Below are 12,778 nucleotides of genomic sequence, written 5' to 3' on the forward strand. Positions count from 1 at the left end.
TATTGGACAAGGTTTCTAATGTATTATAAGAATTATAAAAATTATAATAAAGAAAAAAGGGGGAAGCTGTTTAGCGACAACTATGTCAAACAACATGAATGAAATTGAATTTCCTACTGTTCGATATGACGAGTGGAAAGAAACAGCAATTAAAGCATTAAAGGGGAAGCCTTTTGAATCACTTTTCACAAAAACAATTGAAGGCATCACACTGCAACCGTTATATACACAAGAAATGCTGATCGAAAAATTAGGGGATGAGTTGGAGAAACAAGTTTCTACAATCCGTTCGTTAAAAGCCTCTGATTCTATACAGGCAGCTCAAACAATTTACGGCGATAATGATGAACAGTTTTTTGCTCATTTAAAAGACAGCGTTGAAAGAGGGAACGGCATCGTTACAATTGACAGCCGAGTGCTTGAGTGGAATGATGAAAATTTAAACGAACTCGCTAAATATTTGGTGGAATATCCATTTAAATTGTTTGTTCACGAAAACCGTATATTAGATGTATTTTCAATAATTCCATTCGAAGTACGCGAAAAAGTAAAAGGATATATTGTTTCAAAAGAAGCAGTTGAACTTTCGGATTATCCAAATGTCCGTACATTTGGAGCAGATACAGTTCCATACCATTATGAAGGTGCCCATGTTGTACAAGAATTAGCTCTTAGTTTAGCTCAGGCTGCAAAATATGCGGAGAAGTCTGAATCCTTTGAATCCTTTGCCAATAAATTTTTCGTTCATTTCGCGATTGATACACATTTCTTCCAAGAAATTGCAAAATTAAGAGCGTTCAAAGTATTATGGAAAGCCTTTTCCAAAGCTTACAATGCGGAAGCCGTTCCAGTTCCAGTGCTTGCTGAAACTTCCCTTCGCAGCTTCTCAAAATATGATATTTATGTAAATCTATTGCGCGCTGGCAATGAAGCGTTTGCTGCATTGATCGGCGGAGCGGATGCAATTACTGTATACCCATATGATGTATTGACTAAACCTACGGAACAATCCATCCGCATCGCAAGAAACGTTGTACTTGTATTAAAAGAAGAATCTTTTGTAGATGATGTATTAGATCCTGCAGGCGGTTCTTATTTCATTGAAACATTAACGAGAGAATATGTGGAAAAAGCTTGGGAGTTATTCCTTCAAATTCAAGAAGCAGGCGGCATTGACGAATTCGAACAATCCGGCAAACTACAATCAGCATTAGAAGAAGTTTACAAAACACGCATCCAACAAGTGGAAACAAGAAAACATTCATTAATCGGCACAAATATTTACGCAAACCCAGCGGATGCATTGCAAACGGTAACAAATCCGCTTTATGCAGACATTAAACGCCTTGCTATACCATTTGAAACTCTTCGCGAACAATATGCGGGTGCAAATGTGAAAATCGGCATTTTAACTTACGGCAAATTAAAAGACTTCAAACCGCGCGCTGATTTCGTGGAAGGATTCTTTGCTACTGCTGGAGTTGTGCCAGTTAAATCCGGTGAAATTGAATCCATTGAGGATGCGAAAAAATGGCTTGCTGAAACAGATGCTGATTATGTAGTGATTGCTGCGACAAATGAACAAACAAAAGAAATCGTACCTGCATTATTAGAAAGCAAAAAAGAAAATCTCATTTTGGATGTGGCAGGCAAATTCCCTGAAGAAGAACAAGAATGGTTATCTAAAGGGTTAAACGGATTTATTTATCTAGGTCAAAATATCGTGGAAAAGCTCTCTGCACTTCTTGAAAGCTTGAAGGAGGTACAACGATGAAAGCCAACTTTGAAACAGTCAATATCCATGAAGTTTTGGAAAACGAACAGCTTCAACCTTCCCATACCTTTACAACAAATGAAGGAATTGAGGTAAACGAATTCTATACAAAAGAAGACATTAAAGACTTAAAGCATTTAAAAGATTATCCTGGTATCGCGCCAAATACCCGCGGACCATACCCAACGATGTATGTGGGACGTCCTTGGACGATTCGCCAATATGCAGGGTTTTCTACAGCGGAAGAATCCAATGCCTTCTATCGCAGAAATTTGGCAATGGGGCAAAAAGGATTATCTGTTGCCTTTGACTTGCCAACTCACCGCGGATATGACTCCGACCATCCTCGCGTAAAAGGGGACGTGGGAAAAGCGGGCGTTGCCATTGACTCTGTGGAAGATATGAAAATTTTGTTTGATGGCATTCCGCTTGACCAAATGTCCGTTTCTATGACGATGAACGGGGCCGTTATTCCAATCATGGCCTTCTACATTGTAGCGGCTGAGGAGCAGGGAGTAACGCCGGAAAAACTTGCTGGTACAATCCAAAACGATATTTTGAAAGAGTATATGGTGCGTAATACGTACATATATCCTCCAGAAATGTCGATGAAAATCATTGCGGACATTTTCGAATATACAAGTAAAAATATGCCGAAATTTAATTCTATTTCCATTTCCGGTTATCACATCCAGGAAGCTGGGGCAACAGCTGATATTGAGTTGGCTTATACTTTGGCTGACGGACTTGAATATGTCCGGACAGGATTAAAAGCTGGCATCGACATCGATTCCTTTGCGCCACGGCTTTCCTTCTTCTGGGGAATCGGTATGAACTACTTCATGGAAGTAGCAAAAATGCGTGCAGCTCGCCGCATTTGGGCGCAAATGATGAGCACATTCAATCCGAAAAATCCAAAAAGTTTGGCATTAAGAACACACTCCCAAACTTCCGGTTGGTCTTTGACAGAACAAGATCCGTTCAACAACGTAACTCGTACGTTAATTGAAGCGAATGCTGCGGCAATGGGTCATACGCAAAGCTTGCATACAAACTCTCTTGATGAAGCTATTGCGCTTCCAACAGACTTCTCAGCTCGCATTGCCCGCAATACGCAATTATTCTTGCAAGAAGAAACATTGATGACAAAAGTTATCGATCCATGGGGCGGATCTTATTATGTAGAAAAATTAACAGATGAGTTAACGAAACGCGCTTGGGAATTAATTAAAGAAATCGAAGACCTTGGCGGCATGGCAAAAGCCATTGAAACAGGCTTGCCAAAAATGAAAGTAGAAGAATCTGCTGCTAAACGCCAGGCAAAAATTGATTCAAAAGAGGAAACAATTGTCGGCGTAAACAAATATACATTAGACTATGAAGAACCAATCGATATTTTGGATATCGATAATACTCTCGTACGCCAAAAACAAATTGAACGTATTCAAAAAATTAAAGCAGAACGTAATGAAGAAGAAGTGCAAAGACATCTTGAGCGCTTAACGAAAGCGGCTGCCACTGGAGAAGAAAATATGCTTGCGGTTGCAGTAGATGCAGCTAGAGCCCGTGCAACACTTGGAGAAATTTCCGACGCCATCGAAAAAGTATGCGGACGCCACCAAGCAGTGATTCGCTCCATTTCTGGCGTATATTCATCCAATTTCTCCGACAATGAATTAATTGAACAAGTGAAACAAATGACAGATGAATTCTTAGAAAACGAAGGTCGTCGTCCACGTATTTTAATTGCGAAAATGGGTCAAGACGGACATGACCGCGGTGCGAAAGTAGTTGCTACGGGTTATGCAGACCTTGGCTTTGACGTGGATATTTCGCCATTGTTCTTAACACCTCAAGAAGCGGCTCAAATGGCAGTAGAAAACGACGTTCATTGCGTCGGCGTTTCTTCCTTGGCTGCGGGTCATAAAACATTAGTGCCTGAATTAATTGAAGAATTGAAAAAATTAGGAAGAGAAGACATTATCGTCGTAGTTGGCGGGGTTATCCCTGCACAAGATTATCAATTCTTATATGACAATGGCGTATCAGCAATCTTTGGACCAGGAACAGTAATTCCTGTTGCTGCAATTAAAATCATTGAAGAAATTTATCGACGCTTAGGATACGAGGAAGTGTCTGAATGAGAGATGAAAAGAGCGCTGAAGAGACAGCTTTACATGTCATGAAGGGCATTGAAAGCAAGCATGACGGAATGACGTATGTTGCGCCAAAGAAGTTCCGAAAAAAGCAAAAACAACAAATTGATCTACCTCAATTAGCGAGTGAAGTGCGGGAAGGGAACCGCACTTCACTTTCCAAAGCAATCACGTTGATTGAAAGTTCCAACCCGGATCATAAAGTGTTAGCCCAAAAACTATTGCAAGACCTTTTGCCGTATACAGGCAATAGTATTCGTATCGGTATTACCGGTGTTCCGGGGGCAGGTAAAAGTACATTTATTGAAGCCTTTGGTACAATGCTTTGCGACATGGGAAAAAAGGTGGCTGTACTTGCCATTGACCCAAGTTCGACCATTTCTGGTGGAAGCGTTTTAGGAGATAAAACGCGGATGGAAAACTTAAGCCGCCATGAAAATGCCTTTGTCCGCCCATCGCCAAGTGCAGGAACTCTCGGCGGGGTTCATAAGAAAACAAGGGAGACAATGCTGCTTTGTGAAGCAGCGGGCTATGATGTAATTCTTATTGAAACGGTTGGCGTTGGGCAAAGTGAAACGTATGTGCGCGGGATGGTAGACTTTTTCTTGCTTCTTGTTTTAACCGGTGCAGGAGATGAACTGCAAGGCATGAAAAAGGGAATTATGGAGCTGGCGGATGGGATTGTAGTTCATAAAGCGGATGGCGATAATGTGGAAAAAGCCAAAAAAACCGTTAGCGAATACAAGAAGATTTTGCATTTGTTGCAGCCAGCAACGCCGGGATGGCTTTCTCAAGCCCTTGCGGTATCATCTTATGAGAAAATCGGGCTAAAGGATGTTTGGGAAATGATTGGATCCTTTGAAAAACAGATGAAGGAATCCGGTTATTGGTATATCCGTAGAAAGGAACAAACGAGCGATTGGTTTTATTCCATGATTCATGACCATTTAATCGATTCATTTTTTGGCAAGAAAGAAAACAAAGAGTTAGTGAAACGATTAGAAGAAGAAATTTTACAAGGGAAGCTTACGGTCACTCAAGGAATTCACCAACTATTCCCTGAAAATGGCTAAATTGAAACCGTAATCCATTGAATGGGTATTTCATTTCTTCCTTTTCGAATTTGCTATGAACTCTTTTGTTCACTATGCTAAAATGAATAATTGAAAGGAGAATGAATAACATGATGGATTACGATTTATTTATGCAAGAAATTATCACAACAGCCCGTGCCGAAATGGAAGCGGCGGGATATGAGCAGCTAAGAACGCCTGAAGAGGTGGAAAAAGCTTTTGCACGCCCTGGGACAACCCTTGTTATGATCAACTCTGTATGCGGTTGTGCGGGTGGAATTGCACGTCCTGCAGCAGCTAACGCCATCCATTATGATAAACGGCCAGATCATTTAGTAACCGTTTTCGCTGGACAAGATAAAGAAGCAACAGCAGCTGCACGCGCGCACTTTGGAGATGAGCACATTCCTTCCTCTCCAGCCTTTGTCTTATTGAAAGATGGTAAAGTGGTGGCGGATATCCCACGCCATGAGATTGAAGGGCATGATGTAATGTCTGTCATCACGAATTTGCAGGCTTATTTTGAAGAATATTGCGATGAAGTTTAATGAAATGAAGAATCCGCATACTAATTTTCTCCGCAATAGTATGGCGGATTCTACATTTTGTCTTTTTATAGATTCAGAGCCAATTCTATTTTCTGAAATCATAAAATTTTATCAGTATCCTGAATATTATTTCTAAAATCTGTTATGATACAGTTTAAAGGGCTAAAAAATGTTTTTTTAACAAAATAAAAAATAGCGATTACTTAATCGTAACCGCTGTTTGCTGTTAGAAAAATGTCGCTAATCCAAATGCGATTGTGGATAGTAACATAATTGCAATCATCGCATACACAACTATTTTTTGAAATTTTTTATTGCTCATTTTCTCGCTCTCTCCTTTTTTTCATAGATTTAGTTTATCAAATTTGAAAAATTTCTCAAGTACGTAGCGTAATTTTCGCAAATTCGCTACAATAGGTTATGTACTATAACAGAAGGGGTGTCATCATGGAAAAAGTCGATCATATAGGGATAGCCGTAAAAAACCTAGACGAATCAGTGAAATATTATACTGAAGTGTTAGGTTTAAAACTAGAAAGAATTGAAGAAGTTCCAACTCAAAATGTGCGTGTAGCGTTTATTGATGCCGGAAACGTACATATTGAATTGTTGCAGCCATTAAGCGAAGAAGGAGCCATTTACAATCATATTCAAAAACGTGGCGAAGGAATTCAACACATTTGCTTCAAAGTGGAGAATATTCGTGAAAAAATGGCGGAATTAAAAGAAAAAGGGGTTCGCCTCCTTTCAGAAGAACCGATTCCTGCTGCCGGTGGTGCAGAAGCTTGCTTTATTCATCCAAAAGATAGTTTTGGAGTTTTATATGAACTATATGAAAAAAATGGAAAAGGGGTTAATGAATAATGGATATGCTAGATAAAATTGATGAAATGTATGACCGAAAAAGGGAGATTTACTTAGGCGGCGGCGACAAACGCATTGCAAAGCAGCATGAAAAAGGCAAACTCACTGCCCGTGAGCGAATTGATTTATTGTTAGATGAAGGTACTTTTGTCGAAATTAATCCATTTATTACTCACCGTGTTACAGATTTCGGCATGGGTGAACAAAAAGGGCCTGGTGACGGCGTTGTAACAGGTTATGGTAAAGTCAACGGCCGCCCTGTATATTTATTTGCTCAAGATTTCACAGTGTTCGGTGGTGCATTAGGCGAAATGCACGCGAAAAAAATTGCGGCGGTAATGGATTTAGCAGCGAAAAACGGTGCCCCATTCATCGGCATCAATGACTCTGGCGGCGCCCGCATTCAAGAAGGCGTACTTTCATTAGACGGCTATGGCCACATTTTCTACCGTAACTCCATTTATTCTGGAGTAATTCCGCAAATCTCTGTAATCATGGGTCCATGTGCAGGTGGAGCAGTATATTCACCAGCGATTACTGACTTTATTTTAATGGTGGACAAAACTTCTCAAATGTTCATTACGGGTCCAAAAGTAATTGAAGCGGTTACAGGAGAAAAAATATCGTCAGAAGATTTAGGCGGTTCAAAAGTGCATAACTCTATCAGCGGTAATGCCCATTTCCGTGCTCCTTCTGAAGAAGAAGCGATTCAACAAATTAGAAGATTATTAAGCTACTTACCGCAAAACTATAAAGAAAAACCAATTCGTTTGCCACGTCCAGAAGGCGATGATTGGCGTCCTGAATTAATTGACGTTGTGCCAATCGAACCAACTCGTCCATATGATGTTCGTAAAGTAATTGAGCAAGTGGTGGATGAAGGTTCCTTCATGGAAGTGCATTCAGAATTTGCGAAAAACATCGTCGTTGGATTTGCACGCATTGGAGGTTATTCAGTAGGGCTTGTATGTAACCAGCCTAAAGCTTTAGCTGGAGGACTTGATATCGATTCATCCGACAAAGCGTCCAGATTCATTCGCACTTGCGATGCATTCAATATTCCAATCATTACATTTGAAGACGTGTCAGGATTCTTCCCAGGCGTTAAACAAGAACATGGCGGTATCATCCGTCACGGTGCAAAAATCTTGTATGCTTATTCTGAAGCAACAGTGCCAAAAATTACTGTAATTTTACGTAAAGCATACGGCGGTGCATACGTGGCATTGAACTCTAAATCCATCGGTGCCGACCTTGTATTTGCTTGGCCAAATGCAGAAATCGCTGTAATGGGTGCTGCGGGTGCGGCAAATATCATCTTTGCAAACGAAATTGCCAATTCCCCAGATCCAGAAAAAACACGCCAAGAAAAAATTGAAGAATATAAAGAAAAATTCGCAAATCCTTACGTTGCTGCTTCACTTGGAATGGTGGATGACGTCATCGATCCAAGAGAAACGCGCATTAAGTTAATTCAAGGATTAGAAATGCTTGAAAATAAAGAAGAATCAAGACCTAAGAAAAAACACGGAAATATTCCGCTATAATCCAATGCATACGAACATTTGTAGTACAAGCCAATCCCGGTTTGTACTACTTTTTTTCTAAAAATTTTAAATAGGTTATCTATTTTGATACAAAAGAAAGCAAAAATCTTCATTTTGTAATGGCTGAAAGAAAAAATGAGTTGTCAAATTTTTAATTCTATTTAGAAAGATATAGAAATTTTTGAATCTATATGCTACAATGCTATTAAATTTCAACAATTGAATATTCCATACGGTGCTAATGAAAATTAGCTTAATAGGGAAACTAGTGAAAATCTAGTGCGGTCCCGCCACTGTGAAGAGGAGCTCAAAATCAAATGCCACTGTGAAAATGGGAAGGCGATTTTGAAGCGATGAATCTAAGCCAGGAGACCTGCCGTATGGAGTGGATGGTAGTGTCCTACGAGGATAGGTACACGAATAGGCATCATACTAGCATTATGCGTATCGTTATGCCTTGTTGTGGGACACTGCTATTTTAGCAGTGTTTTTTTATTATTCATATATTTTTTTAGGAGGGTTTTTATGAACATTTCGTTTAAAAAGCCAATTTATTTTTTAGCATTATTGTTGTTGGTTCCTAAGCCTGCCTTTGCTATGCACATCATGGAAGGTTTTTTGCCGGCAGAATGGGCTGTCTTTTGGTGGCTCGTAACATTACCTTTTCTAATAATAGGGTTAAAGAAAATAAGCAATCTTATAAAGGATCATTCTGAGACAAAATTATTGCTGGGTTTATCCGGAGCATTCGCATTCGTTTTATCCGCTTTAAAAATTCCTTCCGTTACAGGGAGTTGTTCTCATCCTACCGGGGTGGGTTTAGGAACGATTTTATTTGGTCCTTTTGTAATGAGTGTTCTAGGTAGTATTGTTTTGCTGTTTCAATCATTGCTATTGGCGCATGGGGGGTTAACGACGCTTGGTGCCAATGCATTTTCTATGGCTGTTGCCGGTCCTTTTATTGCATATGGAGTATTTAAGGGGGCGCAAAAGATCGGTCTAACGTTTACATTTGCAGTCTTTTTGGCTGCCTCATTAGCTGATTTAGGCACTTACGTCATTACATCTATTCAACTTGCACTTGCTTTTCCCTCTGAAGTGGGTGGTATATTTGCTTCATTTGTCAAATTCGCTAGCGTCTTTGCAATTACTCAAATTCCTTTAGCGATTGTAGAAGGGTTGCTTTCAGTCATGGTGATGAATTTCTTGGTGAAATATAACGTAAATGAATTAAAGTTGCTTCAAGTGTTAAACAAAACTCAGGAGGCGAAATAGATGTTAAAAAATAACGCATTTATCTTATTTATTACGATAGCTTTGATTTGCATTCCGCTGATGTTCAATGGAAATGCAGAATACGGCGGTGCAGACGGGGAAGCGGAAGAATTGATCACAGAGCTGAACGAATCCTATAAACCTTGGTTTTCTAGTATATGGGAACCTCCTAGTGGTGAAATCGAAAGTTTATTATTCGTCTTGCAAGGAGCTGCCGGTGCTGGGTTTATCGGTTATTTTATAGGATATATGAGAGGCCGGAATAGGGGCGGAAATGCTGAGATACCGAAATGAGAATGCTGGAATTTTACGCTTATCATTCACCATTAAGAAACATACATCCGATTGAAAAAATAGTATTTGCATTGATTCCTTTAATACTTAATATCCTGTTTCAAAATATATACACGTCTTTATTCATATTTTTCATCATGGTTGTGATTACCATAATTTTTGGCAAAATTCCTGTTCGTATATATTGGAAGTTATTGTTAATTCCCGTCACTTTTTTATTATCAAGTATACTGGTTATTTTACTCAGCTTTACCGAAAGCCCTTTAGAAGGAGCAATTTTTCAATCCATCATTGGTCCCGTTGTTATTTCAATCATGAAGGAAAGTATTGAAAAGGCCTTGACTTTATTTTCTGTTTCCTTATCGAGTATCAGTTGCTTGTACTTCTTAATCTTAACGACAACCATTCAGGATGTTCTGTTTGGTTTACAGTGCTTGAAAGTTCCGCAGGTTTTGTTGGATTTAATCGCATTAATCTATCGATTTATATTTTTATTTCTGGATTCAAGCAGGACAATATTTCTTGCACAAAAAGCAAGATTGGGACATGGTTCATCTATCAAAACGATAAAGTCGATTGGACTTATTATTAGCGCTTTATTTGTTAAGGTATTCCATGAAATGAAAGATTTAAACAACGCAGTCAATGCAAGAAGTTTAAATAGTTATATGGCTGTTATTGCAAGAACAATTCCATTTTCAAGAAGCCGTTGGATATTCATTATGTTAATCAGTATATTGATTATCGCTTTTAATTTCACCGTTGGGAGAGCTGGTTGAATGAGTACTACTATTTTCGAACTGAGCGAAGTGTACTACCGTTATGAAGATGGGACTGAGGCTTTAAAAAATATCAATCTACGAATTGAACGAGGAAAAAAAATTGCTCTTTTAGGCAGCAATGGTGCAGGAAAGTCCACATTATTATTGCATTTAAATGGGTTGTTAAAACCAACATCCGGCACAATTTGCATCGATGGACAACCATTAACCTATTCGAGGAAAGAGTTGATCAATTTAAGACGTCGGGTAGGAATCGTTTTTCAAAACCCTGAAACCCAGTTGTTTAATGGGACGGTTCGAGATGACATATGTTATGGACCATATAATTTAAAGTTGCCGGAACGGGAACGAAAGACGTTAATTGAGAAAGCAATTGTTCTGACAGACGTAGGTGAGTTGTTAGATAAACCGATTCATTTTTTAAGCGGTGGACAAAAAAAGCGGGTTTCCATCGCAGGTGTGCTTGCTATGGATCCTGAAGTCATCCTTTTTGATGAACCAACTGCATCTTTGGATATTTATTACACAAAGAAAATAAGGAAACTATTAGATGAACTTCATCGTGATGGGAGAACACTTATTCTTTCTACTCACGATATTGATTTTGCCTATGAATGGGCTGACGAAGCAATTGTGATGCATCAAAGTGAAGTGTTATTTCAAGGTAATTTCTCTCAACTGTTTGAAGAACACAAAGATATTATTACTAAAGCAAATCTGGAAACATCAATAATATTCGAAATAGCGCAAATATTGAAAAATGGAGGGGTGAATTTAAATACAATTGATTACCGTTCAAAAGAACAATTATTGGAAATTCTTAAAGATTATTTATTGAAGGTAACAATATAAATGGGGTGATGTCTTTGAGAGGAAAGCTATACATTGTCGGTTTTGGTCCAGGGGACGCTAATCACATTACATATCGGGCAGTGGAAGCGATAAAAGCAAGTGATTATATCATTGGATACAAAACTTATGTGGAATTAATAAAAAATTTATTAAACGTCAAACAAAAAATTATAAGTACTGGGATGACGGAAGAAGTTTCACGTGCACAGGCTGCGGTAAAACTTGCGGAAGAAGGGCACCAGGTAGCGGTCATTTCTAGTGGAGATTCCGGTGTATATGGCATGGCCGGTCTCATTTATGAAGTACTCGTTGAACAAGGTTGGCATAAAGAGTCAGGGGTTGAAGTGGAAGTCATTCCCGGAATTTCTGCCATCAATTCTTGTAGTTCCCTACTCGGTGCCCCGATTATGCATGATTCATGCACAATCAGCTTAAGTGATCATTTAACACCATGGACAATTATCGAAAAAAGGCTTGAAGCAGCGGCAGCAGCTGATTTTGTGATTGCTCTATACAATCCGAAAAGCGGAAGAAGAACAAAACAAATCGTGGAAGCAAGACGGATATTACTAAAATATCGGTCACCGAATACACCGGTGGGACTTGTAAAAAGTGCTTATCGCGAAAGACAAACGATTGTGATTACGACGTTGGATAATATGCTGGAACACGAGATTAGTATGCTCACAACAGTGATTATTGGAAACACCTCCACATTTGTATATGATGACTTAATGATTACGCCGAGGGGGTATCAACGAAAATATACGCTTGATCGCGAGGTACAACCATTGAAACCTCATGAACGATTGAAAAAAGAAGCAGAACCTTGGTCTTTGGAAAATTTGGAATCGAAGAAAAGAGAGTCAAAAAAAACCCCTTTTCAACTAGCATGCGAAGCAATTGCAATGCTGGACCGAAAGCCAAATTTCGTTGTTGAAAAAACAGACTATAAACCAGTTTTTGAGTTTGCCATAAGTCCTGGAGTGGCAAATAAACGATTCACCCCTGAGCAATTTAAGCTATTGGCTGAAGTTGTTGGTCATGAGGGAAGGATGGACTATTCAAGGGATCATCAGTTGCGGATAAGTATTCCAACTAATCATCCAGAACAAATTGTAGAACAATTATCAAATGTTGGTTTGCTGGTGATGCCTGTAGGAGATGTCATTACGGTGAAGGCTTGTGATTTTTGTGATGGTGAAAAAAAGGATTCGATACCGTACGCTGAAAAGCTGCAACAGAGATTTGGAGGAAAAGCTGTGCCGAAAGAATTAAAAATCGGCATTAATGGATGTGGGATGGCATGTTACAACGCCGTTATGGAAGATATCGGAATCGTATATCGAAAAGGAAAATTTGATGTGTTTTTAGGTGCAAAACCGGTAGGACGCACCGCACATCCGGGTCAATTGATTGAAGAGGGGTTGGAAGCTGAAAAATTAGTCGAATTAATCGAAAAACTGATTGTTGAATATAAAGAAAATGCTCATCCAAATGAACGATTATTTAAATATTTTAAACGGAAAAAAGTGCTGGCAGGGTACAAATATCAAGATAATGAGCCAAAGCTCAATTTGCAGCCGATCCCTTGTGCAGATTAGGAGGATAAC

At 39.2% G+C, this 12,778-nt stretch carries 12 protein-coding genes and 1 riboswitch; of the genes, 11 read left to right on the plus strand and 1 reads right to left on the minus strand.

Going from position 1 to position 12,778, the window contains the following annotated elements:
• Positions 1–82: 82 nt before the first annotated feature.
• From DKZ56_RS09645 to DKZ56_RS09660, 4 genes are all read left to right on the plus strand, one after another.
• Entirely contained in the window at positions 83–1,774 is a 1,692-nt protein-coding gene (locus tag DKZ56_RS09645) for a methylmalonyl-CoA mutase family protein (protein WP_208649799.1), read from the plus strand.
• Positions 1,771–3,918 carry a methylmalonyl-CoA mutase gene (gene scpA / locus DKZ56_RS09650; RefSeq protein ID WP_208649800.1) on the plus strand — a complete coding sequence of 716 codons (2,148 nt, stop codon included), beginning with the start codon at positions 1,771–1,773 and terminating at the stop codon, positions 3,916–3,918. Before DKZ56_RS09645 ends, scpA begins: the two co-directional genes overlap by 4 nt.
• Complete coding sequence (meaB, locus tag DKZ56_RS09655) at positions 3,915–5,003, plus strand: methylmalonyl Co-A mutase-associated GTPase MeaB (RefSeq protein ID WP_208649801.1); 1,089 nt, start codon at positions 3,915–3,917, stop codon at positions 5,001–5,003. Before scpA ends, meaB begins: the two co-directional genes overlap by 4 nt.
• A gap of 110 nt (positions 5,004–5,113) precedes the next feature.
• Positions 5,114–5,551 carry a BrxA/BrxB family bacilliredoxin gene (locus DKZ56_RS09660; RefSeq protein ID WP_390260893.1) on the plus strand — a complete coding sequence of 146 codons (438 nt, stop codon included), beginning with the start codon at positions 5,114–5,116 and terminating at the stop codon, positions 5,549–5,551.
• Positions 5,552–5,777: 226 nt separating this feature from the next.
• Here DKZ56_RS09660 and prli42 read toward each other — a convergent pair whose 3' ends face one another.
• Complete coding sequence (gene prli42, locus DKZ56_RS15970; protein ID WP_208649803.1) at positions 5,778–5,873, minus strand: stressosome-associated protein Prli42; 96 nt, start codon at positions 5,871–5,873, stop codon at positions 5,778–5,780.
• 125 nt (positions 5,874–5,998) lie between these two features.
• On the opposite strand from prli42, the gene mce reads away from it, so the two are divergent.
• The 7 genes from mce to cobJ all read left to right on the plus strand — a co-directional run bounded on the left by mce (position 5,999) and on the right by cobJ (position 12,769).
• On the plus strand, positions 5,999–6,415 hold the full coding sequence (gene mce, locus DKZ56_RS09670) for a methylmalonyl-CoA epimerase (protein WP_208649804.1): 417 nt from the start codon (positions 5,999–6,001) through the stop codon (positions 6,413–6,415).
• A complete protein-coding gene (locus DKZ56_RS09675) occupies positions 6,415–7,962 on the plus strand; it encodes an acyl-CoA carboxylase subunit beta (protein ID WP_208649805.1) in 1,548 nt (515 codons plus the stop codon). Before mce ends, DKZ56_RS09675 begins: the two co-directional genes overlap by 1 nt.
• 216 nt (positions 7,963–8,178) lie before the next feature.
• Positions 8,179–8,357: riboswitch (cobalamin riboswitch) on the plus strand.
• 130 nt (positions 8,358–8,487) lie between these two features.
• Complete coding sequence (locus DKZ56_RS09680; protein WP_208649806.1) at positions 8,488–9,237, plus strand: energy-coupling factor ABC transporter permease; 750 nt, start codon at positions 8,488–8,490, stop codon at positions 9,235–9,237.
• Positions 9,238–9,531, plus strand: a complete 294-nt coding sequence (locus DKZ56_RS09685; protein WP_208649807.1) for an energy-coupling factor ABC transporter substrate-binding protein — start codon at positions 9,238–9,240, stop codon at positions 9,529–9,531.
• Positions 9,528–10,310: a cobalt ECF transporter T component CbiQ gene (cbiQ, locus tag DKZ56_RS09690; protein WP_208649808.1), complete on the plus strand. Its 783-nt coding sequence runs from the start codon at positions 9,528–9,530 to the stop codon at positions 10,308–10,310. Before DKZ56_RS09685 ends, cbiQ begins: the two co-directional genes overlap by 4 nt.
• Positions 10,311–11,165 (plus strand): energy-coupling factor ABC transporter ATP-binding protein, encoded by an 855-nt coding sequence (locus tag DKZ56_RS09695; protein WP_208649809.1) that lies wholly within the window; start codon positions 10,311–10,313, stop codon positions 11,163–11,165.
• Positions 11,166–11,173: 8 nt separating this feature from the next.
• Positions 11,174–12,769 (plus strand): precorrin-3B C(17)-methyltransferase, encoded by a 1,596-nt coding sequence (cobJ, locus tag DKZ56_RS09700; protein WP_208649810.1) that lies wholly within the window; start codon positions 11,174–11,176, stop codon positions 12,767–12,769.
• Positions 12,770–12,778 lie beyond the last annotated feature (9 nt).

The sequence above is a fragment of the Ureibacillus thermophilus genome, from assembly GCF_004331915.1.
Classification (GTDB): Bacteria; Bacillota; Bacilli; order Bacillales_A; family Planococcaceae; genus Ureibacillus; species Ureibacillus thermophilus.

Bases quoted from the DNA above. Each gene is read 5' to 3' on its own strand.
- prli42 (WP_208649803.1), bottom strand. From the start codon at position 5,873: ATGAGCAATAAAAAATTTCAAAAAATAGTTGTGTATGCGATGATTGCA.
- cobJ (WP_208649810.1), top strand. From the start codon at position 11,174: ATGTCTTTGAGAGGAAAGCTATACATTGTCGGTTTTGGTCCAGGGGAC.
- DKZ56_RS09645 (WP_208649799.1), top strand. From the start codon at position 83: ATGTCAAACAACATGAATGAAATTGAATTTCCTACTGTTCGATATGAC.
- mce (WP_208649804.1), top strand. From the start codon at position 5,999: ATGGAAAAAGTCGATCATATAGGGATAGCCGTAAAAAACCTAGACGAA.
- cbiQ (WP_208649808.1), top strand. From the start codon at position 9,528: ATGAGAATGCTGGAATTTTACGCTTATCATTCACCATTAAGAAACATA.
- DKZ56_RS09680 (WP_208649806.1), top strand. From the start codon at position 8,488: ATGAACATTTCGTTTAAAAAGCCAATTTATTTTTTAGCATTATTGTTG.
- DKZ56_RS09685 (WP_208649807.1), top strand. From the start codon at position 9,238: ATGTTAAAAAATAACGCATTTATCTTATTTATTACGATAGCTTTGATT.
- meaB (WP_208649801.1), top strand. From the start codon at position 3,915: ATGAGAGATGAAAAGAGCGCTGAAGAGACAGCTTTACATGTCATGAAG.
- DKZ56_RS09695 (WP_208649809.1), top strand. From the start codon at position 10,311: ATGAGTACTACTATTTTCGAACTGAGCGAAGTGTACTACCGTTATGAA.
- DKZ56_RS09660 (WP_390260893.1), top strand. From the start codon at position 5,114: ATGATGGATTACGATTTATTTATGCAAGAAATTATCACAACAGCCCGT.
- DKZ56_RS09675 (WP_208649805.1), top strand. From the start codon at position 6,415: ATGGATATGCTAGATAAAATTGATGAAATGTATGACCGAAAAAGGGAG.
- scpA (WP_208649800.1), top strand. From the start codon at position 1,771: ATGAAAGCCAACTTTGAAACAGTCAATATCCATGAAGTTTTGGAAAAC.